Genomic DNA, 22,831 nt, shown 5'->3' with positions numbered 1-22,831 from the left:
TCACTCGGGATCGATCATATCCTTCAGCGAGGTGACGACGAACGCTGCCTGCGGCGAGGCGGCGTCGAGCGGCTCCGGCGCCCGGACCCGGAAGATCTCCGTCTCCCCCGGCAGCACGGTGGTGAAGCCACGGTCGACCGTCGCGGCGGGATGGATTCGGTCCGGCTGGACGAGCACGTCGCGTGCGAGGTGCTGCGAGCGGACGCCGATGTCCAGTCCACCGGCGACGGCGGTGACGGTGACCTCCAGCGGCGTTCCGTGGAGCCGTGCGTCCCTGGGCGGGGCGAAGTGCCAGAGGGCCCGCTCGTCGTCGACCGTCGCGATGACGAACTCGGCGTCTGGATCCGACGACTCGGCGACAGCCGAGGGCAGCGCGACGCGGGCCACCGTATGCGGGGGAACCGAGAGCGGTTGCGACCACTGCGCGGCGGGCACGCCGTCGAAGCGCCGCCGCGCGAGGTGCGCCGTGGTGTCCCACGCCTCGTCGTCGTCGTTGACGACGCAGAGCTCCAGTGCGCCGTCACACGGCTCGATGGTCACGACCCGCGGCGCGTAGATGTCGCGCAGGGCGAAGTAGAGCGGCTTGCACCGGCCGGCGCTGTCGATCGCCGACCACGACGTGACCGGCCAGAGGTCGTTGAGCTGCCACACGATGGTGCCCGTGGTCTGCGGCCAGCTCGCCCGCCAGTGCAGCACGCCGGTACGGACCGCCTCGACCTGCATCCACTGCGTCTGCAGGTGCCACCGGTCGAAGTCCTCCGTCGGCGGGAGATGCCGGGCGAGGTTGCGTGCGAGCTTCCGGTGTCCGTCAATGGCCTTCTGGTGGTGGCGCACGTTCTCGGCGTCGACGCGCAGATCCCGGTCGGTGACCGCGTCTCGGAGCGTTCTCCACGCCGCTGCGCCCTGCCAACCGAACTCGGACACGAAGCGCGGAGAGCTGTCCCGGTAGACCGCGTAGTCGTCCTCGTTCCAGGCGTCCCAGGAATGGAACGTCTGGTGGTCGGTGTCGTTCGGGTCGTACGCCCAACTGCCCGACCAGGGGCTCCCCTCCGTGTAGGCACGGGTGGGGTCGAGCTCGCGAACAAGATCCGGCAGCCACTCGAGGTAGTACCGCTCGCCCCACGTGAGCTCACCTCCTGGCTGCGCCGCCCAGTCCTTGTCCAGGCGCATCCAGAGGTTCTCGTTGTTCCCGTTCCAGACGGCGAGGCTGGGATGAGAGCTGAGCCGCACGATGTTCTCGCGGGCCTCGGCGAGCACCTCGGAGCGGATCGGCTCCTCCTCGGGGTAGGCGGCGCACGCGAAGAGAAAGTCCTGCCACGCGAGCAGGCCGAGCTCGTCGCAGGCCGAGTAGAACGCGTCGCTCTCGTAGACCCCTCCGCCCCAGACGCGTATGAGGTTCACGTTCGCGTCAGCGGCCTGTTCCAGACGGGTCCGGACGCGGTCGGCGGTGACCGCACCGGGGAAGACACTCTCGGGGATCCAGTTCACGCCCTTGACGAACAGCGGTCGCTCGTTCACCGTGACGACGAACGGGGTGCCGTGCGAATCGGGTGCCCGGTCGATTGCGACAGTCCGGAAGCCGACCCGAGTACGATGCTCGTCGAGCCGTTCCTTCCCGGACCAGAGCGAGACTTCGACCGGATACAGGTGTGGTTCGCCGAGTCCTCGGGGGTACCAGCGGCGCACCTCGGGAACGGCGACGACGACGGTCGCAGAGTTCTGGCCCGGCGGGACCTCGGCGTGGACAGCCTGGCCGGCGATCTCCACCTCCAGGTGCAACGGCCGTGTCGCCCCCGAGCCGGTTCGCTCGATGTCGATGTGGGCGGTGAGGATGCCGGTGTCCTCGAACAGGTCGACCAGAGGACGGACCGCAGCGATCCGGGCCGTGCTCCACGTCTGGATCGTGACGTCGCGCCACAGTCCGCAACCGGGCAGGGTCGGTCCCCAGTCCCAGCCGAAGCTACTCGCCATCTTTCGGATGAACGCGAAGGGTTGTGGGTAGGCGCTGGGTCGGGTGCCGAGCGTCCGCTCCCAATGCTCCGCCTCGGTGTACGCGGACGTGAATCGGACATCGACGGCATTCGTCTCGGCTGCGACCGCCGTGATGTCGAACCGGTAGGAACGATGCATGTTCCGGGTGCTCCCGACCGTCCGCCCGTTGACTACAACGGATGCGACGGTGTCGACACCGTCGAGCACGAGGTCGATCCGCTCTGCGCCGACGGCGGCGGCGAAGGTACGGCGCAGTCGCCAGTCGCACCTGGACACCCACGAGACGTCGTCCTCGTTCCGGTCGACGAGGGGGTCGGGGATGAGATCCGCCGCCAGCAGGTCGAGGTGGATCGCCCCCGGGACCTGCGCCTCGATGGCCTGGCCGATGAGCGGGATGGCCTCGGCTGGCACCGACGTCTGACCGTCGACGTCAACTGTCCAGGTCCAACGTCCTGCCAGGTCCACCGTCGTGCGCATGCAGGCCCCTCCTCGCCGAGTCACGTGGAATTCCCACGCAGCCTAAGCGCTTAAGGTCCGCCGGTACAGGGCTCGTCCGGTGCACGTACGCATCTACGCCAACGCCCGCCATAACCGCCGACGCCTCCCCGCCGCTGGCCGTTTCCACCCTGACGGTGCAGGTCAGTGGCGTGGAGAAGGCCGCCAGCCCGGCGGGAGGACACTCCCGGCAAGACATGTCCGCGAGGCGGCCCAGCGAGGTCCAGGATTCCCCGAGGAAGGCAAGCCGCCCCCGCTCACGGCGAGAAGCGGGCGCGCTCTTCCGAGTACAGCATCGCTCGATCCGGGATCGAGTGGCCATTGCGGCGCTTGGATACCACTCGATCCCGGATCGAGCATGATCTCACGGCCGAGGCGCGAACATGCGCCGCCGCATGCCGACCCCACCCTCGTGCCGCCCACCGCGCGCCGTGTCGTCCGGGCCACCCCGTCAGCTATCGACCCTGAGTCTCGACACTCCGCGATTGGCCGCAGGGTGGGCCGACGATAGTGGCCGAGTGGAAGAGGGCCGTCTCCGCGCCCGAGTCGCAGGATTCCGTGTTCCCGTCCGACGTCCACAGGGCCGCCAACCCGGTCTCGCTCTACCAGTCGACGGCGACCCGCGACGCGACGACAGCCGTCCAGGCGGCTTGCAGAGGCCCTGGGTTGGCGGCCGAGGTGTCCCGACGGTGTACCTGTCTGATAGCACGCACGGTTCAGCTCGACAGGGCCCCACCCTGACGTAGTCCACCTTTCGGCCGCGCACGGATCTGCCGCCGAGCGGGCCTATTACCTGCCGGCCGCTGCCGTCACGCTGCAGAAGGCGCTCGCCTAGATCCCGGCTGTGGGTCAGTGAGCGGGCACCGACACACAGACCATCGTGGTGTCCTCGATGGCCTCGACGATCCCGGGCGTCTGCTCGGGAACATGAACATAATCCCCTGCGAGCACCGTTACGGCAGCGCTACCAGCGCCCACTCGTAGAGCGCCGCCGAGCACCACCCAGATCTCCGCGTAGGAGGCCGGCAGGTCGGCCCGCGCCCCGGTGTAGAGGAACGACGTGTAGGCGCTCATCGACCTTCCGGCCTCTTTGCCGAGGCCGGGCGCGATGAGGATCCGGTCGCCGAAGCGGATGGCGTCGTCGCCGATCGTCGAGCTGAACCTGCGGGCCTGCGGGGGCGTGGCATCCATACCGAAGTCTCTCCCTGCGCGGTGGTTAGGCGTCGAGTTCGGTCGCGGCGACGGCGTGCACGGGCGGCGCCTGGATCCCGAGTTCTCGCGCGATGGCCGGGATCTCCGGGTCGGCAAGGAACTTGTCGTAGTCTTTCGCGTCCCAGTCGAAGACGGACCACACCCGGTGCGCGTCATCAGGATCGAAATAGACCCGGGCGCCTCGGCAGCCGTGCTCCCGCCGCTTCTGCGCGCCGACGGTCTCGAAGATCTCCAGAAAGCGAGCGGGGTCGGTGACCTTGGCGATGGTGACGATCACTCTCTGCTCCTGAGCATCCTGTACGACTTCCCATCAGTCGAGCAGGATCGTAAAACCTCGACTCTGGTTGAGGTCAACTGCTGCGCCTTCTCCTTGCGGCACCGATCGTGTCGAGGGAGCCGGCTACCCGGGTGGGGCCGGACCGTGAGGAGTCGGGTTCTCCCTGGTCCGAGCCGAGGTCCAGGTGGTGGCTGAGGTCGGGCCGGGCCTGCGGTCAGCCGCTGGCTGCGCCCGGTGGGGTGGGTGTGCGGGGGCGTGGGAGGGTCGCTGTCGGTGTGGTGATGGCGGTGGCGAGGTCGGCGGCGAAGGCGTGGATCTGGCCTTTGCTGATGCCGGGCATGCAGATGAGATGACTGACGGGTCCGTCGCTGGCGAGGAGCCATGTGGCGCGTACGGCGGCCGGTGGGGTGGGTAGGACGACGGTGAAGGCGTGGGGGTGACGCCAGGCGGTCCAGCCGGTGGCGCGGATCTGGTCGACGGCGTGGGCGGCGAGGTGGCGGGCTTCGGCGGCGCGCCAGCGGTGTCCTTCGCGGCCGTGGGTGGCGATGGCGTGCCAGAGCAGGGCGGCGGCCAGGCCGCAGCGGGAGCCGGTGATGGTGGTGTCGGTGGCGGCGGTGTAGGGGACGTGGCGGAGGTGGGGGCGGCGGAGGTGGTCGCGGATGAGGACCATTCCGCAGGGGGTGGGGGTGCCGAGGAACTTGTGTCCGGAGATGGCGATGGAGCCGATGCCACTGGTGTCGTCGAGGCGTAGTCGGCCGTCGAGGGCGAGGGGTATGCCGGACAGGGCGGCGTCGACGTGGAGGTGTCCGGGGATGCCGTACTCGGTGCGGATGGCGTGGATGCGTGTGGTGTCGTCGACGGCTTCGGTCATGGTGGTGCCGGCGGTGGCGACGACGATGGCAGGCCAGCGTCGTCGTTTGCGTAGCTGTGCGGCGAGGTCGTCGTAGTCGATTTCGCCGTCGGGTGCGGCGCGGACGGGGACGGCGCGGGCGCCGAGCATGTCGATGATCTTGGGGATGGAGTAGTGGGCGGCGGTGGAGTGGTAGATGCGGGCGGTGGGCCAGCGTCGGTAGGCGGTGTGCAGGGCGGAGAGGTTGCCTTCGGTGCCGCCGGTGGTGACGTAGCCCCAGCGGTCGTCGGTGGGCATGGCGAGCAGGTCGGCGGTCCAGGTGATGACGGCGCGTTCGAGGGTGCGGGTGTGGGCGGCGCCGGTGAGGTCGGTCGGGTCGCCGATGTTGTTCCAGAGGCGGCTGGCGAGGCGGGTCATCACGGCGCTGTGGTCGAGGTCGACGGCGCCGGGGTAGCCGATGCTGGTGGGCGCGGCGGCATCGGCGTCGGCGATGAGGTGGTCGAGGACGGCGGTGGGATCGATCGGGGTGTGTCGCAGGTCGGCGGCGGTGGTGAGGTCGAGGGTCGCGGTCACGCCGGCCGTCCCGGGTGCAGATGGGTGGTGAGCAGGGTGTGCAGGGCGGTGAGGTGACGCCATCGGTGGCGGGTGGCGTGGTCGCCCTGTTCGGTGAGGGTGCGGTGGGGGTTGTGCCAGTGAGGGTTCCAGATGGGGTCGAGGGGTGTGCTGCTGCGGATGCCGTCGTCGCCGAGGCGGGCGTGGGGGTTGCGGTCGATGTGCATGGCGGTGCCGTCGGTGAGCAGGAGGTGGCACTGTCCTTTGAGGTCCCAGGCGGAGCGGCGGAGGCCGGTGGCGGTGGGGATGCGCAGGCTGCGGGCGAGTTGGTCCCAGCGGCCGTCGTCGGTGTCGAGGGTGGACACACCGGTGCCGATGTAGTGGGCGTGGGGTGGGAGGGTCATGTCTCCGCCGTTGACCATGGCGGCGCGGGGGCCGTGGGGGTGCCATCGGTGTCCCCTGGCGGCGGCGTGGGTGATGGCGGTGCGGGCGACGGTGGTCAGGTCGTGCAGGAGTCGGGTGAGGTCCTCGGCTTCGGGTGAGGCGAGGAAGAGTCGATAGCTGGTGTGCAGGCGGTAGCCGTGCGGCTCGGCGGGGGCGGGTGTGGTGAAGAAGAGCATGACGGCGTGAGGGCCGAGGGCGTCGCGGGTGCCGTAGCGGAGGTCGGCTTCGACGAGGTGGCCGTGGTTGAGGCGTTTGGCGCGATAGGCGACCTGACGACGCAGGTCGATCCGGTGGCGGTGCCCGGCGAGGTCGTCCGGGTCGTCTGCGGTGTGGTGGCGGGCCAGGTCGGTGGGGATCTCCGGGTGGCCGGGTGGGGATTGGTGGCCGGGTGGTGGCCGGTGCGCGGTGGCCGGTGGCGGTGGGTGCTGTGGTGGCTGCCAACTGGGGTGCAGCGGGTCGTAACGGTGGTGTCCGGCGTTGGTGCCGGCGTGGATCGTCATGGCGGGCCCCTTCAGATGGAGACGGTGATGGCGTCGGGTACGGCGTGGGTGGATGGGGTGCCACGGCCGATGCCGGCGTAGACGTCGGGGCGGGTACGGCGCAGGTGGGCGGCCCAGATGCCGCCGAGGGCGGCGGTGGCGGTGAGGATCGCCGGCAGCAGGTACGGGTGCAGCGATCCGGGTGCGGCACCGAGCAGTGATCCGGCGTTGCCCAGCATCGTGGTGAGCAGGGTGGTGCCGGCGGCGACGCCGAGGGTGGGGGCGATGCGTCGTTGCCACCGGGTGGTGTGGGTGTCGCGCAGGCCGGCCGGGGCGGTGAGAGCGGCGACGGAGGCGGCGAGGAGCAGGGTGAGCAGGCCCATCGCGCCGAGGGTGGACAGCCAGGTGAACATGGTGGTGACGGGGTCCGCGCCGGTGGCGGCGAATCCGGTGACGGTAGCGGCGGCCAGGATGGTCTGGGTCAGGGAGCCGCCACGGGGTGCCGTGAGGCGGGTGCCGTGGTTGGTGCCGGCGAGTCGGGCCGGGAGGACCGCTTCGCGAGCCATGGCGAACACGTAGCGGGCGAAGACGTTGTGGAAGGCGAGCATCGAGGTGAGGATCGCGAGGATCAGCGTCACGGCGGCGGCGGTGGACCAGCCGGTGCCAGCGCGGTCGAGGATGGTGTAGGTCAGAGGTGTGGGGTCGGCGGCGGCGTGGGCGATGTGGTCGGGGCCGACGGTGACGCCCATCGCCCAGGCGGCGGTGGCGTAGACGACGCCGAGCAGGAGTGCGGCGGCGATGGTGGCGCGGCTGATGGCGCCGCGGTCGATGGTCTCCTCGGCGAAGCTGGCGGGGGCGTCGATTCCCATGAGGGAGGCGACGCTGAAGGCGACCGCGCCGCCGATGCCGCCGACGGCGAGGCCGGAGGCGTCGAAGCCGTGCCAGCCGAGGGTGTCGGTGGCGGGGCGGGTCACGGCGGCCAGCACGAACACGGCCATGATCAGCAGCGATACCGCGAGGACTGCGGCCAGCAGTCGGGTCGACAGCACGATGGTGCGCACGCCGAGGGTCGCCACGACGGTGAGGGTGATGGCGGCCCACACCCACCAGGTGCCGCCGAGGTGTGCGGCGAGGGTCGCGCCGGCGAGGCCGTAGAGGCTGGTCTGGATGGCGCCGTAGGCCAGGAGTGCGACCATGCCGGCGGCGACGCCCCATCCCCGGCCGAGGGTGTGGGCGAGGATGCCGTAGTAGGCGGCGGGGTGGGCGATCTGTCGGGCCATGCTGGTGTAGGCGACGGCGAGGACGGCGACGCCTGCGGCCACGAGCAGGTAGGTGAGGGGTAGGGCGACGACACCGGTGGTGGCGTAGATCGCGGGGATGCCGGCGGCGAGGACGACCATGGGTGCGGAGGCGGCGGCGCCGAACATCCACAGGCCGACGGGGCTCAGCGTACGGCGGGCGAGGGCGACGGAAACCTGTCCGGTCACGGGGTGGGCCTCCGGTCCGGGGTATCGGGGCAGGCGTGGTGGCGACAGCCGGTGACCGGGTGGTGGTGGACCGTGGCGTCGTTGGTGGGCACCAGGTACACCGCCGTCGGACGGACGGGGCCGGTGCGCCAGTAGCTGCGGTCGCGGGTGAGCCGCTGGGCTGCGATCTGCGGGTCGGGGGTGAAGCCGAACAGGTCGTGGCTGCCGTCGGGCCATTGGCGGCGGACGGCGTAGCCCCACACGTACTCGCTGGGCATGGCGGCTCCCGGGGTGGTGTCGGCGCCCGCTGCGGTGGGGGCCGCCACGCCCAGGGGTGTGGTCGTGCCACGGTGCAGGGTGCGTCTGCGCAGGGCGAGAGTGGTGTGGGGATGGGTGGTGGACAGCATCGGAAGTGGTCCTCCTGGAGGGTGTGCGGGCTTGGCGCGGCTGCCGGCGTTTACGCGGCGGCGGGTGGAGGCCGGCTGGGATGAGCCGGTCAGGGTGAGCGCGGGGTGGCGGTGGTGAGCACGGTGCCGTGGAACGGTGTCGCGGCCCGGTGGAGCCGGACCCGACGCGGCAACTCCGCGCCGCACGACCGGGGGTGTCGGGCCGGGTGGGGTGGGCGCCACATCCGCCACAGCACCGGGCCACCGGGGGCCAGCAGGATCGGTGTACGGGGTAGGTAGCCGGCGCGGGCGAGAAGGTGATCGCCGGGGCGGTCGGTGCTGACGTCCGCGTACGCCCCGACTGCCTGCGGGTCGGTGTGCCGATGGTGGGCCAGCAGTGCGTGGCCGGCCGCTGTGCCGTGCCGGTCGGGGCGGACGGCCAGGTGGGCGAGGTAGTGGTGGGGTGTGTGGGGGTGGACCGTCGCGGTGTAGGTGTGCAGTAGCGCGAAGCGGCCCTGACGCCCACCGGGCAGCAGGGGCAGGGTGTCGTGGCCGGCGGTCGAGGTCACGGCCGGCGGGGTGTGCCAGATGGCGACGGCGGTGTGGTCGTCGGTGGTGTCGACTCGGCCGTGGGTCAGGGCGTGGGCGACGACGAGCCGGGCGTAGGAGTACAGCACCGCCGGGCGTGCGGTCGGGTCGGGTACCAGCCAGGCACCCAGCCGCTGGCGGTGCAGCTGCCCGGCCAACAGGGCGGCCAGAGCGGCGGAGTCGCCGTGGTGGGCGGGTCGCACGGCCGGGTTCGTCGGCGGCATGTCAGCTCCCCAGGGATCCGTCGGATGGGTTGTCGTCGGTGCCCGAGTCCGGTCGGCCGGTGGTGGTGTCGGGGTGGTGGTTCGTCCACCGCGTGGTGTCGAGTGCCCGGTCGAAGGTGGTGGCCAGGTGCACGTCACCGGCCGGGATGCCGGTCAGCGGCAGCCGCCGCCGCGCGGCGACGATCAGCGAGGTGGGGCCGCACACATAGATCGCCTGCCCCCGCCGGTAGTGGTAGAGGGCCAGACTCAGCACGTCGCCCTGCACGGCCGGGTCGACGTCCGGGTCGGCGGAGAACGCCAGCACCACCGTCAGCCAGTCCGGGTGCGTGTGGGCGAGCCGGTCCACCGCCACCGCGTCGTACAGGTCCAGCACCGTGCGGGTGCCGACGACCAGCGTCACCCGCCGCCCGCCCGGCGCGGCGGCGACCTGGTCGACCAGGGCCCGTAGCGGCGCCAACCCGGTCCCGCCGGCCACCAGCAGCAGATCCGCCTCACCCGCAGCGGCGAGGGACAATCCGACGTCGCAGGGCGGCCCCAACCACAGCGTCTCCCCCGCCGCGACCTGCCGCACCAGCAGCGGTGACACCCGACCGCCGGGCACCGCGCGGACGTGGAAGTCCACCGTCCCGTCCGGACGCGGCGCGTTCGCCGGGGACAGCCACCGCCACTGCCCGGGTCGGCGCAGCGTACCCACCGGCAATGCCTGACCCGGCAGGTACCGCAACCGCCGCATCGGCCGGACCGTCAGCACCGTGACACCATCCGACGGCGACTCGCGGGCCTCGACCTCGCCGACGGTGACCTGCGGCCCCTCCCCCACCACACCCGCCGCCCGGTCCGCCAACCGCAACGCCCGCCGACACCCCCGCTCCCAGGCGCCGGCCGGGGCCTGACCCCACCGGTCGTCGGGGAACCGCCGGACCGTGTCCACCATGGCCGCCGCGATACACGTGTCGTGATACGACTGCAGACCGAACCGCCGGTACATCCGGGCCAACACCGCCAGACCCGCCCGCCGGGCCGCCGGATCACCCCGGCCCGCGACGAACTCCCGCAACGTCGAGGAGAAAATCGGCGCAAGCTGGTACGGCAGGAACCGCACACTACGGTCCTCCAGGTACGCCCAGAAGTGGTCAGCGGCACGGTCATCCGCGTCGAGCACGGGGACCAGCGGTAGTTGGGGACCAGTCATCGCTCCGACAGTTCCTGGACGACGGATAGCTGTTGCGATTCAACGATCACGCAATAGCGCGTAAGGGGGAATCCCGACCTTCGGTCCGACCAACGCACGTCGACTAACGGCCTGACCAAAGCCTGGCCAGCGGATATGCCGCTAGCTACAGCAATACGACGATGCGGTGGGCGGTGTTCCGCCGGAACACTCGCTGTGTCGCCCACGACGCAGCCACCATTTCCCGCGTACGATCTCATCGTTTCCGGAAGCCATACGGGTTATCGACGTCGGCCTGCTGCTGGCGCAGAGGGGAAGCTATGCCTCGCCACGCGGATACGGTGATCACGCCGAACACGGCGCTTCGAAGCGCGCGGAACTGTCTGCCCTCACCGCAGCGGCCTGGGCAAGCTATGTCCCGTGCGGAGCTGGCTGACTCAGTCAACGTTGCTTTGGACGTTCTCTACCCCTCCAGGAACATGGCGACGCAGTACGTGGACTTCCGATGGGTGGGCAAACTGGAGCGTGGTGAACATCGCTGGCCCAGCGCCGAACGGAGAGCGGCGCTGCATGCCGTCCTCGGCACCACCACTGACGCTCAACTCGGGTTGTACAGCCCTCGCCGGACAGCACGCGCACATACAGGTCTCGAGTCGTTGACGGAGGCTGCGTGGTTCGGCGCCTTGCCGGACGAGATGGCGGAGTTTCCTGGGCCGTGGGTCCCGGACATGCAGGTGCCGAACAGGATCGAGTGGCCCCATGTGGAAGCTCTCCGTCGAAGCATCACGTTGTTCGAGGACTGGGATCATCGGTACGGGGGCGGTCTTGCTCGTGCCGCGATGGCGGGTCAATTCGAGTGGGCCAGCCGCGCAATCCGCCAGTCCCAAGCCACCGATGCGGTCCGCCGAGAGTGGCTCTCCACGGCAGCCCGACTTGGTGACCTTGCCGGCTGGGCATGCTTCGATGCGGGTGAGAACGTCGGCACGTCTCAGGGCTACTTCGTCAGATCAATCCAGCTCGCCGCCGAGGCCGAAGACGCCCAGCAGCGTGCTCACACCGTCACCAGCCTGAGCAGGCACCTCACCTACAGCGGCAAGGCGAAGGAAGCGCTAAAGATCATCGGCCTGGTCCGGGCCGAGTGGCGCGAGCTTCCTCCGCTGGGCCGCGCGGTCGTAGGGATCGTGGAAGCTCGGGCGCATGCCAATAACCGCGACGCCGAGGGATGCCTGCGTGCCGTCGGACTCTGTGACGAGCAGTTCGCGGCGAGCCCGGCAGATGGTATCCATGACACCACCTGGGGCTACTACGCCGACCTCGGTCAAATTCTTGGCGACGCCGGTCATGCCATGTGCGACCTCGCGTTAGCCACCAGTGACCGGTCTCTGACCGATGCCACCATCGCTCGGCTGCATGCCGCGTACGGCCTCCATCCCGCGGCGGTGGCCAGATCCCGAGCGCTGACCATGATTCGAATCGCCTGCCTGCAGGCACGCCAAGGCGATCTTGCTGGCGCACTACAGTCAACACGCGCCGGGTCAGCAGACGCAGAAGGCGTGCACTCCAGCCGGCTACAGGACGACCTTCGCGTCCTCCACGGCATCCTCGGAAGCGATACTGTCGAACCCGGCCTTCGACACGAGGTGGCAGCGGCGCTGGGCCAGTTCGGCGACCTTGCAGAGTCGCAGGGCTAGAAGCCCGTCCAGCCAGACGGAGCCGATCCGTCGCGCAATGTGCTGAGTCGATGTGTCAACTGTCGTCTTCGCTGTACATCGTTGTCCGCCGACTGCGCCAGCCAGAGGGTCATCCGCAGCATGCGGATCTGCCGAAGCACCGGCCACGCGGAGCCCTGACGGACGTCATAGCCGTAGGTCTCCGCAAATCTCGCGTACTCGTGCTCGGTGAACCATCCGCACTCGTAGTACAGGGCGCTGAGGGTCAGATCCCACTCCGGCGGCCCGACACACACGGTCTCCAGATCCACGAAGGCCCGCCGACCATCTGCTGCGACGAGAAGGTTCTCCATGTGCGCGTCGCCGTGCAGCACCGTCTCCCCGAGCACAAACGTCGACTGTTCCCACTGCACCGCGAGACGATCGCGAAGCTCCCGCAGAAACGCCCGGTCCCCCGCCCCCAGAGCGGCGCCCCCGTTCAACTGGTCGTCGAACCTCGCGAACGGCGACAGGCGAGGTAGCAGCCCTACCGGTCGGGGAACCCCATGTAGCAGACGCAGACACTCGGCAAGTATCGCCAGGTCAGCCGCGCGAGCATCTGACAGGTACTCCCATAACGAGACCACGTAATGGCCAACCACCACCGGGACCGGCCTGACCGGCCGCATCGCCGGCACCTCCTGCGAGGCGAGCCATGCAGCAACCTCAAGCTCGTGCCGCACGTGGTGCATAGCCTCAGGGCCAGGAACCACTCGCGCCAGCACCCCAGCCTTGGGCAACAGGACGACGCCATTCTCACCCACTCGGACGACCACCGGGTCCGAAGCCGGCACACCTACCTGTGTAGCTGCCAAGGCCGCCGCCCGGATCGCCTCATCCGTCTGCACGCCATCATCCTCCTCCAGCATCACGCTCCTGGTGCGCTTGGCTGCCCGACCTTCGTTGAAGGGCCGCCAAGGTGGGTGTCGAGAAGCGGCCCCTCATCGGTGGTACGAGCCTTCGCCTCTGCGACGCCACCTTCATCGACAAGCAGCACCCCGTGCTGACATCCCAGTGACAAAATGGCCGGATGAGGGCTGGACCGGTCGCAACGCCGCGCCGCCCAAGCCGAGGACCGGTCACTGACTGCGTACACCGCTATGCGGCAGAGCCAGCGAGCCCTCGATAGCGGAGACATCCGCACCGCTATCCGCCTCTCTTACCGATCCCTTTCACCAGGCCCGGTACCCGCCCGCACCCGCGCACTGTGCCTGACCTGCATGGCGGAAGCACTGGCAGCCCAGCGGCACCAACGAAGACACCTTCACCGCAATCGCTGCCGCCCAACGCGAACTACGCAACATCGACGCCCGCACCGCCGACGAGGATGCCTTCGCGCAGCACTTCAACAGACGCTACGTCACCGCCGTCGACGCGCGCTGCAGGTACCTTCTCGGCGACTCGGCCTCGGCCACCACGGTCTACGAGGAACTTCTCGGCCACCCCGCGCCCCTCGCCCCGATCGATACCGGCCTTCTCCACGACCACCTCGGCGAGTGCTACCTGCACCACGACCCCGAACGCGCCGCCGACCACGGTATGACAGCACTACGACTTGCCGAGGAGACTGTCTCCTACCACGTCCTCCGAGCTGCCGGGCCACCCGCGATAGCGCTACGCCGGCACAGCGCCCTGCCCTCGATCCGCACCTTCATCGACAGGCACCACGCCGCAGTAACATCCCAGTGACATGATGATCGGATGGACCTGCTGCCCACCACCACCAGCACCGACGTCGCCACCCGCGCACCCCAGGTAGCGGTCCTGCCCGTCGGCAGCTTCGAGCAACACGGGTCCTTCCTGCCCTTAGCCACCGACACCATCGTCGCTATGGCCATCGCCGAACAGCACAACGTGCTGTTCCTGCCGCCGATCACGCTGTCCTGCTCACACGAACACGCCGGCTGGCCTGGCACCGTCAGCATCAGCCACCAGACCCTCTCGGCAATCATCGAAGACACCAGGGCTTCTCTTGCCGCGAACGGAATCACCCGACTGGCCATCATCAACGGGCACGGCGGCAACTACGTCCTCTCCAACATCGTGCCGACCGCCAACGCCACCGCAACGGCCACGATGACGCTGTTCCCCCACCGCGCCGCCTGGGACAAAACCAGACAGGATGCGTGCCTCGACAGCGACGTACACCACGACATGCACGCCGGCGAGCTGGAAGTATCCATCCTGCTGCATGTACAACCCGACGTGGTCGGCGAGGACTTCGTCGACGGCGATCACGCTGCAGATGACCGATCTATGCTGCTGGTCAACGGCATGGCGGCCTACACGAAGACCGGAGTCATCGGCCGACCACCGGCAGGCACCGCAGTCAAAGGTCAAGCCCTGCTGGAAAGCCTGGCGAAGTCCTTTGGGAACCCTCTCGCTGTCCTGCTCGCACAGCAATGATCTGAGCAGCCTCGTGAAGATCACCTCGCTGACAGCTAAGTCCTGCGCTTCTTGCGCAGTCCTCTCGATAGTGTCCATCCTGCGACGGGCCCCTCATGACGATCCGACGGCGGTGGAGCCCGACTCCCAGGGGTCGACGCTCCGCTGGCCTAAGTATGTCCAGCGAGCCGGGGCCTAGCCGCCGCGCAATGTACTCAGCCCGTGGACAGCATGGGGCAAACCCCTACGCAGGCCGAAAGGCCCACACCTCGACTCTTGCGCAGTCCAGGGCAGACAGCCAGAATAGCGGAATGGGTCTGTATATAACATACCGAACGCAGTTCTCCCACCCCAAGGGGAATGTAGAGGATCCCTCCGCTCGTGTCGAGAGTTGACGGAATGCTGGCCGATCTTCGCAAACTCGAACAGAAGTGGAGGAGGGTCAAGCCGCGCCACGCGAGCGGCGGAAAAAACGCGCTTGCCGGCTTCTACTACCAGTTTCAAGTCACGTTACTTAAAACCGTGGCCAAGTTTCTCGAAAACAGGGCCACTGGGTCCTACTCAGCTGTCGCGGAATCCCTTTCTGACTTGCGGGTAATCGAAGATTCGACGGTGATAATAACGCAGATTAAGCGGCGGCACACAAGTCAATCAATCGGTTCGGCACTCGACGAACTGTGGGAGATCTACCGCCTCGCCGAAGAGTTCCCTGAACTACAGCCCCGATTGCGATTCGAGATCCAGGCTGCCGGGTCGGACCTCAAGTCCGCCGAGACGCGAATTTCGAGGTGGATCGAGCAGTTCAAGACCGCGAACATAGGGACAGAAGACGCCGAGCATTTCGCAGCAGTAGTGACGACAAGTACGATCAGCGACCCCACCCGTGAATTGCACGGGATATTGCATGAGCGACTCGGGGCAACAGATCCCGTCGGAATCGCACGCACCTGGCTAGCTCAAATAATGGAAGCAAGCGACAGCGAAAGAAGTTTTGAGGCCGTCGCTAGAGACATTTGGAATGACCTCGTAAGGCTCGACAGCAGCAAAAGGAAAACCAGCGATATTCAACTTTGGCGCGACGAGTACATTGCTCCCCCGCAGATCAAGCCTGGCTCCTACCTTACCGGCCAGCGTCCGATGCTCTACCACCTTCGCGATGGCTATTTCGCACCGCGCCCTGTGGCGCTCGACCGCATCAGGAAAGACTTCTGGGAATGGCAGGACTCGCGGCCCGCCTTCGCGGACAATACCATTAAGCTGCCAGTCTTCTGGCTGGGCGGCCGATCGGGCGTAGGGAAGAGTGTCCTTCTTCTGCAGTTCCTAGCTGATCTACATTCCGGGGGAATCGCTAGGGTAATCTGGCTCGGCAACAATTCCGCCCTGTTAAGCCGGGCGATGGAATGGGTCCAGCGGGCAACGGAGTGTGATCCTGACTCAGATCTCTTGTCAGTGATTGCCATCGACGATCCCTACCAGGTCTCCTCCACCGAAGGGGCCGCTCATTGGCAGGACGCGCTCGCCATCGTCGATGACATCAGGCAACGGGGCGAAGGCGACAGGCTGCCGCTCTTGGTCTGCTGCGGACCGACCGAGCAGGCCTTTAACCTAAGCAACGACTTTGTAGATGATCTGATCGTCAGGCAAAGCATGGTTGAGAGCAAGGTAGCGGAGGACTACAACGAGCTAAAAGCGTGGTTCTCCCGGCGCACTGGCTCGGAACTAAATCAGCTGCAGGGGCCCAACCAACTCCTGGTTCAACTGTTGTTTGAGAGGCATCACGGATCGTCTCTGAAAGAATTCGCCGCTCGGTTTCGCGCCCGCCTTCGGTCGATGGATCTGGATGGACAGGTGTTCAGCGTCGTCGCCCGGGTAGTGGCGCTGAATCGTCTCTACGTCGGCTATCCGGCTCGCGCCTTCGAGAAGGTGCTGACCCCACAGCAACGCGACGCGATGGCGGCCCTCCAGACCGAGGAGCACCTCGAGAATCGTGGGGTCGGCTCTCGGCAGGACACCTGGGTAACTCATCCTCAGATCGCGAATCTAATGTATGAGGCATGGTTTCCAGCAGGTGCGGAAGCTAACGTCCGCCGAGGTCACCTTTTCCAGGCCGTCGAGGATTGCCAGGCATACGGCGAGGATCCTGCTGGGCAGACTGCGCCCTTGTGGGCACTATCCAGAGCCCTGGTCGACAAAACAGGCGAGCTGAACTCGAGGATCGCTCACGATGACATCGGATCTCTTCTCAGTGAGATTTACCACAAACGCATGGCAGGTAGTGGGCTGCCACTCTCCGATCTGCCAGTGTGGCTCGAACTCGCGGCGAACGTCCCGTCGATCGACTGGTCACCGCACCCTGCCGGCCGAGCGGTTGAGCGCATTCGCATCGCAGACATGACGGCCCCTGGCCTACGTTTGACCTGCCATAAATTGCTTCAACGGTGGACTGGCGTTGGCGGTGTGGCCGATAGCATCATCGATCTGCTAATGAGAAGCCCGACCTGGCAAGAATTCCGTCCGGTTACAATTGATGCGATAAAGAGACTCAAAGATCCTCGACTGTGCATCGTAGTCGAGCAATGGCTCGGCGCGTCAAGGCCTGGAAAGCGCATGGCTGGTGACGTGCTGGCCGTAGCCCTAAAAAACCTTGCCGGCAGCAACCGCTTGCACGATCGCTCGGCAGCGCTGCTGCAGAGCGCGCCGGCGACGACATCGTGGGGCGAGGTCGCGGTTTATCTGCTGGAGCGCGAACCCGTCCGCTATGCGCGTTCGGCGGTCGCATGGCTGGAGTTCAACCGGTCACGTCCTGAGATCATGTTCCTTCTCGAACCGCTCCTAGACAAGGCACCAGGGAGCCAGGCACTCGGAAAATGGGCGGCAGACTGGCTGACGGCTGATTCTACAGACGATAGTCATGTTGTTGCGCTGCTGACGTCTCGCTACGGGCGAGCCGATCTGGGGGTCGCATGGCTCCTTCGCAACCCCAAAGAACACCGGCACTGGCCGCACATTTGGGAAGCCACGTGGAAGGCACACGGCCGGTCGGAAGACTTGGCCGAGATTGGACTTGCATGGCTTGAAGGCGTTCCTGAACACGTGGCATGGACACAGCCCTGGAAGGCATTGTGGGATGCACGACATGGCGTGGACAGACTTATTGCTGTCGGCCAGCAGTGGCTTTTTAGTGGAACTCAAATGAGGTCCTTACCTGATGTGTGGGAGCCATTATGGAAAGCCGGCATCGAGACCCACCTACTCGCAGGGATCGGCACAAGCTGGCTTCGGCAGCAACCTGATCACTACCAATGGCCACACGTCTGGGGAGCTATACAGGCGGCCGAGGCCGAATCTCATCAGGTCCGCGACTTGGCACTCACCTGGCTTGAGAGCAATACCCTGGCACGTCACGGTTGGCATTGGGTCTGGTCACACTTTTTCAGCCAGCCAGAGTTCAACGAGAAGCTCACCACCCTGGCTTGGGATCAGCTGCACGTTTGGCGTCGAACACAATCCACACGCATAATGGGACGCTGGTTCCGAGTGTGGCGTGATGTCTGGAATCTGGATACCGCCAGCCGCGATTCGTTGTCGGCTATAACGGTCGAGTGGCTTACGTTCTCGAAACCCACTAGGAATTGGTGCACAGCCGCCGAATTGGCGTTAGGTCACGCAACCTCAGAGGACCTTCGACAGGCCATTCTGCATCAGCTTCCCGACCCCCCTGAAAACACTGTTATTTGGGCGAATGTCTGGCTGCTGGCCTGGAATTCTGGGGCCGACAAGACCCGGCTCAGCCGAAGCGGGATGGACTGGCTGACCGCCAATCAAATTAAGGATCCCTGGCTGAGATTGTGGAAGACCTTGTGGAATGACGGTGGCGCTTCGAGCGCTCTCTGGGATCTGGCCATCGGGTGTCTTCAGAATCATCCTGATCATAAGCACTGGCCTCATGTATGGCGGATGCTGTGGCATACCGAGTTGGATCATAGCGGATTAAGACGGCTCGCCGATCGGTGGCTAGCACGACCGGACGTCGGCGGCACCTCCGACCAGGAGGTGGTCAGACATTTACTGGCCTGCCCCGATGACAACTAGGGCCCAGCGATCGGGACCAGCCTGGCGCTGCGCGCCGCTCAGGTGCTGCGCCCCGGCTTTCCCGATGGGCAGCTCTATGTCACAACCTGCTCGGAGCCGGCCGGCAGCAGCCGGTTGCTCCGCTCGATACCATGGCGCGGTTCCTGCGCGCACTCGGGGTAGACGGCCGCATCATTCCCCGTGAAGAGTCCGAGTGTGCCGCGCTGTATCGCAGCGTCCTCGCTGACCGACGTGTTCTGGTCATCCTGGACAACGCATGCGACGCAGCGCAGGTCAGATGTCTACGTGCAATGTTGCCCTCAGCCTGATCGACGCGACAGAGGCGCCGCTGCTGGCAGGTCGGGCCGCCCACATCATGAGGCTGGCCGCGGCTCCGGCAGATTGAGCAGCGCTCCCCCGCTGCTCTCGGCCGTCGCAGCCACACAGCCAGCGCAGCTCACGTAGGTCTACGCCCTTGTAGAGCTGAGCGGCAGATGTGTGGGTGTGGCGGGGTCCACTTGGCACGTCGTGTCAGATCGGCATCAGCTCAGCCCCAGATCGTGCTGTTCGAGGGCAGCCTCGATGATGTCCAGTGCTTTCGTCCCCATGCCGTGCAGCCTGGCAAGCTCTGCGCGCGGCACACCTGCGAGCTGGCGTAGCGCGGTGTAGCCGGCGGCGCTCAGCGCCCGCGTCGCGGGTGCGCCGATCTTCGGCAAGGTGTCAAGGGACGAATTCACCGCTCGATGCCGTCACTCATATCCGCGCACCGTCTACTCCCGACGCTCGCCCTGTTCGTCAGTACCCTGACGCTAACTCGGCGGCAGAATCTGGCATCTGACAAGTCGAGAGGGTGTCATTCTCGGCAGCCCCGCGCGTCTTCCGCAGCAGATGCGGTAACGACCTCGCGGTCCCGGTGGGAAACGTCGGTGCCATACCGGGCGACCATGGTGCGGACGGCTTCGTCCACGACCGCCGCCGTGCGGGCCGGGGTCACCGTCCAGTCCGGCAGCAGAAGGCGCGGCCAGAACAGGTAGTTGGAGATCATCCCGAGGAACTGCGTTGTGGCCATCTCCGGGTCGGCGATGTCTGCGACTCCCGCGTCGCGCTCGGCCAGGAGGTAGATCCGGACGTTCTCGAAGTACGGCAGTTTGCCCTGCGAGAAGTGTGCCTTGGCCAGTTCGGGGAAGCGTGGCAGTTCGGCGATGACGATGCGGAACAGGTCGGTCATCTCCGGCTGGCTCAACAGCGTCGCGTAGTGCCGTCCGAGAACCGTCAGGCCGGTCGTCAGGTCGCCGGCGGGCGGCACGTCGGCGACGTCGTTCTTCGCCCACGAGTCGATGACGATGGCATCGAACAGTGCTGCCTTTGTCGGAAACTGCTTGAACAGCGTTGCTTTCGACACGCCAGCACTGTCGGCGACACGCGCCAGGGATGCCCGGTCGTAGCCCGACTCGAGGAAGAGCTCGGTAGCGGCCTGCACGATGAGCGCGCGCTTCTCCTCCGCCACACGCTGGTGATAGGCCGACGGCGCTGGGGTCATGCCGCCATCATAGCGAGGTGAGTGGGTTGACTCACCACTCCAGGGAGAGTAGCTTCGGAAAGGTGAGTCGCTCGACTCACCACCCGGTCTCGGGTTGTCGTCTCGCATACGTACTCGGAGGATCTGATGTCCCACTTCGCCGATCAGACCGTTCTCGTGACCGGCGGCACCGGTGGGCAGGGGGCCAGCCATGTTCGCGCGCTGCACGCCGAAGGCGCCAACGTCGTCATCGGTGCCATCAATGCCGAGCGCGGGGCTGACCTCGCCGCCGAGTTGGGAGACCGGGCGCGTTTCGTCCGCCTCGACGTCTCCGAGGAGGAGTCGTGGACCACCGCCGTCGCGGAGACCGAGAAGGCCTTCGGCGCACTCACGATCCTGGTCAACAACGCCGGGGTGCAGAACCCGCCGGCCCTCATCGAGTCCACCGACCGGGCTACGTGGGCTCGCATCCTCGACATCAACCTCACCGGCACGTTCCTCGGCATCAAGGCAGCCGCCCCGGCGCTGCGGCGCGCGGGAGGAGGAGCGATCATCAACATCGCCTCCACCATGAGCCTCGGCGGTACCGCCTTCTACGCGCCCTACGTCGCCAGCAAGTGGGCGATTCGCGGGCTCACTCAGACCGCCGCCCTCGAGTTGGGCCGCGACAACATCCGCGTCAACACAATCCACCCCGGCGTGGTCGCCACCCCGTTCATCACCGAGCCGGCAGCCGGCGCCGATGCCCCGATCGCCGACTTCTACTCCCCCGCGCCGTTCGCCGTCCCGCGACTCGGGCAGCCCGCCGACATCACTGCGCTGCTGTTGTTCCTCACCTCGCCGCACGCGACCTTCATCACCGGCGCCGAGTATGTCATCGACGGGGGGCTGCTCCTCGGCCCCGCACTTCAGAAGGAAGCCGCATGAACCCCGCAGACCCGCATGGCGAGCGTCGCGCGCTCGACCCGCTGGCGCACCTGCCGCACGAGATCAGGCGCGCCATCACGATCACGCCTGCGGCCGGGACCCGCGAACGAATCGTGGACATCACCACCACTGGCCGGCGTACCGGACGACCTCGTCGCATTGAAATCTTCTTCTATCGCGCCAACGGCGCAACCTATCTTTGCAGCGGAGCGGGCGGAGGCGCGACCAGTTGGTACGCGAACTTGCGAGCGAACCCCGCCTTCACCTTCCACCTCAAGAACAACATCAGAGCAGACCTACCGGCGCACGCGACCACCGTCACCGACTCCACGGAACGGGCCGCGGTGATCGCGGCCATCGTCGACGACCTCAACCAGCCTCACGACCCTGGCACCATCAGGCCGACCCATCCAGACGACTGGGCCGCCAGCAGGCTGATGCGGATCACCTTCGACTGAGCCGCCTCGCATGCGGCGAAGCGGCGCCGCGCCGCCGTCGAACGCGACCGCCGATTTTACCTCGGTGTTGAACAGCGCCGGACCGGCCGCTACGTCCTGTCGCTCCGGTTCAAGCGCGATCTTCTCTGGGCGCACGGCAGAGTTGACCCAACCGAGCGTCGCCGTGCTGCCGTGTGCCGGCGCCGCTCGGGGTCTCGGCCAGGCTGGTACGCCTGCGGCCGCTACAGGTCGCGCACGGTGAGCAGGGGAGCCCGGCTCGATGCTCTTGATGAGGCGGCGTAGCGTCCTCGTCGTGGCAGGTCCTTGGCATCCGGAGCACGGGCCCGAAGGCTTCCTGGCAGCAACTGCCGATCAGGCACGTCTTGTGCTCGATGCCGAAGAGGGCTGGCCTACCTACGACGCGGGCCTCGAGTTCCAAGGGCGGGCCGCGAGGGCGATGATCCAGACCCCCTGCAGGAGAGGATCTGCCCGACATACCGACCGCTCAACCTCGTCTGGGGAGCGCTGACAGATGAGATGGACGCCCCCGGCAGGGGATCAGCGGAGCAGGACGCCGCTGTGGACCAACCGCCTGCAGCGGACCGTGACGCCCGCTCGACGGCATGAGCGTCCGTTGTCACCGTCGCCATAGTTTCCTGATGCAGGGAGACGGAATTGCGGCTGCTGCGCGGAAAACGCTGAGTTACGGTGCTCCGATGCAGGCGTATGCGGCCCAGCGGGCGACACAGGCAGCCATGTCGATCGCCTCGTCGCTCGGCCTGACCGCCGACGACGCCACCGTCCTGCACAACTCGAACAAACTCACCCTTCGTCTACAACCCTGCGACGTCCTGGCCCAGGTGGCACCGGCGGCGCGCCAGAGCGCCCAGCTCGAAGTGGACACCGCACAGCGACTGTTCGAGGTCGGGAGCCCGGTGGCCGTGCTGAAAGCACCCGAGGTCTTCGTCCGGGACGATCACGCGGTCACACTGTGGACCTATTACGAACCGGTGACTACTGAAGAGATTCCACCTGCGGACTACGCCAGAGCACTCGAACGTCTGCACGCCGGAATGCGGCGGGTCGACCTGCCCACCCCGCACTTCACGGACCGCGTTTCCGAGGCTCACACGCTCGTGGCGGACCACGACCGGACGCCGAAGCTGACCGACGCGGACCGGGCCTTTCTCGCCAGCACATTGGACCGCCTGCACCGCACAGTCCGCGACAGCGGCCGACCCGAACAACTCCTGCACGGCGAACCTCACCCGGGCAACCTCCTCGCGACCCCGACCGGCCCGCTCTTCATCGACTTCGAGACGTGCTGCCGGGGGCCGATCGAGTTCGACCTGGCTCACGCACCCGACGAAGTCGGAGACCTCTACCCAGGCGTCGACCACCACCTGCTCCGAGATTGCCGAACCCTCATGCTGGCGATGATCACCGCGTGGCGCTGGGACCGCGAAGACCAGTTCCCCGACGGCCACCGGCTCGGCATCCAGTGGCTGAGCGAACTCAAGAGGCGACGGCTCGGTAGGTGACGAACTCTTCGGCTAGTGCGGTGTCCAGGAACGTTGGCGGTGTCGCGGCGAGGTCCAGGCGGCGGTCCGGCAAGGCGGAGTCGGGCCTGGATACCGGTGTTGTATC

The 22,831-nt window shown here is 67.1% G+C and carries 19 protein-coding genes; 6 read left to right on the top strand and 13 right to left on the bottom strand.

Annotated features, from left to right (window positions below; translation table 11 throughout):
• From ACWDVW_RS29750 to ACWDVW_RS29710, 9 genes are all read right to left on the bottom strand, one after another.
• Complete coding sequence (locus tag ACWDVW_RS29750; RefSeq protein WP_449955482.1) at positions 1-2,469, bottom strand: glycoside hydrolase family 2 protein; 2,469 nt, start codon at positions 2,467-2,469, stop codon at positions 1-3.
• An 867-nt stretch (positions 2,470-3,336) separates the two neighbouring features.
• Positions 3,337-3,678, bottom strand: a complete 342-nt coding sequence (locus ACWDVW_RS29745) for a hypothetical protein (protein ID WP_449955479.1) — start codon at positions 3,676-3,678, stop codon at positions 3,337-3,339.
• A gap of 25 nt (positions 3,679-3,703) precedes the next feature.
• On the bottom strand, positions 3,704-3,976 hold the full coding sequence (locus tag ACWDVW_RS29740; RefSeq protein WP_449955476.1) for a hypothetical protein: 273 nt from the start codon (positions 3,974-3,976) through the stop codon (positions 3,704-3,706).
• 214 nt (positions 3,977-4,190) lie between these two features.
• The gene (locus ACWDVW_RS29735; RefSeq protein WP_449955474.1) at positions 4,191-5,399 is read right to left on the bottom strand and encodes a histidine decarboxylase; all 1,209 of its coding nucleotides are present in this window, start codon (positions 5,397-5,399) and stop codon (positions 4,191-4,193) included.
• Positions 5,396-6,322, bottom strand: coding sequence for a hypothetical protein (locus tag ACWDVW_RS29730; RefSeq protein WP_449955471.1), 927 nt, complete (start codon positions 6,320-6,322; stop codon positions 5,396-5,398). Before ACWDVW_RS29730 ends, ACWDVW_RS29735 begins: the two co-directional genes overlap by 4 nt.
• A gap of 11 nt (positions 6,323-6,333) precedes the next feature.
• On the bottom strand, positions 6,334-7,728 hold the full coding sequence (locus ACWDVW_RS29725) for an APC family permease (RefSeq protein WP_449955519.1): 1,395 nt from the start codon (positions 7,726-7,728) through the stop codon (positions 6,334-6,336).
• 56 nt (positions 7,729-7,784) lie between these two features.
• Positions 7,785-8,174 (bottom strand): hypothetical protein, encoded by a 390-nt coding sequence (locus ACWDVW_RS29720; RefSeq protein WP_449955468.1) that lies wholly within the window; start codon positions 8,172-8,174, stop codon positions 7,785-7,787.
• 89 nt (positions 8,175-8,263) lie between these two features.
• Positions 8,264-8,965 carry an N-acetyltransferase gene (locus tag ACWDVW_RS29715; RefSeq protein ID WP_449955465.1) on the bottom strand — a complete coding sequence of 234 codons (702 nt, stop codon included), beginning with the start codon at positions 8,963-8,965 and terminating at the stop codon, positions 8,264-8,266.
• A gap of 1 nt (position 8,966) precedes the next feature.
• Positions 8,967-10,157: an FAD-binding oxidoreductase gene (locus ACWDVW_RS29710; protein WP_449955462.1), complete on the bottom strand. Its 1,191-nt coding sequence runs from the start codon at positions 10,155-10,157 to the stop codon at positions 8,967-8,969.
• Positions 10,158-10,615: 458 nt separating this feature from the next.
• Here ACWDVW_RS29710 and ACWDVW_RS29705 point away from each other — a divergent pair, with 458 nt between their 5' ends.
• Positions 10,616-11,827, top strand: a complete 1,212-nt coding sequence (locus ACWDVW_RS29705; protein WP_449955460.1) for a hypothetical protein — start codon at positions 10,616-10,618, stop codon at positions 11,825-11,827.
• Here ACWDVW_RS29705 and ACWDVW_RS29700 read toward each other — a convergent pair.
• Together ACWDVW_RS29700 and ACWDVW_RS29695 are read right to left on the bottom strand one after the other, a co-directional pair.
• Positions 11,824-12,714, bottom strand: a complete 891-nt coding sequence (locus ACWDVW_RS29700) for a phosphotransferase family protein (RefSeq protein ID WP_449955457.1) — start codon at positions 12,712-12,714, stop codon at positions 11,824-11,826. The genes ACWDVW_RS29705 and ACWDVW_RS29700 overlap by 4 nt on opposite strands.
• A gap of 424 nt (positions 12,715-13,138) precedes the next feature.
• Positions 13,139-13,381 carry a hypothetical protein gene (locus ACWDVW_RS29695; protein ID WP_449955454.1) on the bottom strand — a complete coding sequence of 81 codons (243 nt, stop codon included), beginning with the start codon at positions 13,379-13,381 and terminating at the stop codon, positions 13,139-13,141.
• Between the two features lie 165 nt (positions 13,382-13,546).
• Between ACWDVW_RS29695 and ACWDVW_RS29690 the strand changes: the two genes are divergently transcribed.
• Positions 13,547-14,251 (top strand): creatininase family protein, encoded by a 705-nt coding sequence (locus tag ACWDVW_RS29690; protein ID WP_449955451.1) that lies wholly within the window; start codon positions 13,547-13,549, stop codon positions 14,249-14,251.
• 378 nt (positions 14,252-14,629) lie between these two features.
• Positions 14,630-18,322 carry a hypothetical protein gene (locus ACWDVW_RS29685; RefSeq protein ID WP_449955448.1) on the top strand — a complete coding sequence of 1,231 codons (3,693 nt, stop codon included), beginning with the start codon at positions 14,630-14,632 and terminating at the stop codon, positions 18,320-18,322.
• A 521-nt stretch (positions 18,323-18,843) separates the two neighbouring features.
• On the opposite strand, the gene ACWDVW_RS29680 is transcribed toward ACWDVW_RS29685, so the two are convergent.
• Positions 18,844-19,038, bottom strand: coding sequence for a DNA-binding protein (locus ACWDVW_RS29680; protein ID WP_449955445.1), 195 nt, complete (start codon positions 19,036-19,038; stop codon positions 18,844-18,846).
• Positions 19,039-19,154: 116 nt separating this feature from the next.
• Positions 19,155-19,841: a TetR/AcrR family transcriptional regulator gene (locus tag ACWDVW_RS29675; RefSeq protein WP_449955443.1), complete on the bottom strand. Its 687-nt coding sequence runs from the start codon at positions 19,839-19,841 to the stop codon at positions 19,155-19,157.
• 126 nt (positions 19,842-19,967) lie between these two features.
• Between ACWDVW_RS29675 and ACWDVW_RS29670 the strand changes: the two genes are divergently transcribed.
• The 3 genes from ACWDVW_RS29670 (at position 19,968) to ACWDVW_RS29660 (ending at position 22,725) form a co-directional block, all read left to right on the top strand.
• Positions 19,968-20,747: an SDR family NAD(P)-dependent oxidoreductase gene (locus ACWDVW_RS29670; RefSeq protein ID WP_449955440.1), complete on the top strand. Its 780-nt coding sequence runs from the start codon at positions 19,968-19,970 to the stop codon at positions 20,745-20,747.
• A complete protein-coding gene (locus ACWDVW_RS29665) occupies positions 20,744-21,205 on the top strand; it encodes a nitroreductase/quinone reductase family protein (protein WP_449955437.1) in 462 nt (153 codons plus the stop codon). Before ACWDVW_RS29670 ends, ACWDVW_RS29665 begins: the two co-directional genes overlap by 4 nt.
• Before the next feature lie 695 nt (positions 21,206-21,900).
• On the top strand, positions 21,901-22,725 hold the full coding sequence (locus tag ACWDVW_RS29660) for a phosphotransferase family protein (protein ID WP_449955434.1): 825 nt from the start codon (positions 21,901-21,903) through the stop codon (positions 22,723-22,725).
• Positions 22,726-22,831: the final 106 nt, after the last annotated feature.

It is taken from the genome of Micromonospora sp. NPDC003241, assembly GCF_053589795.1.
The sequence above is the reverse complement of the archived record's forward strand: the minus strand, read 5'-3'. Positions and strand labels throughout refer to the sequence as shown.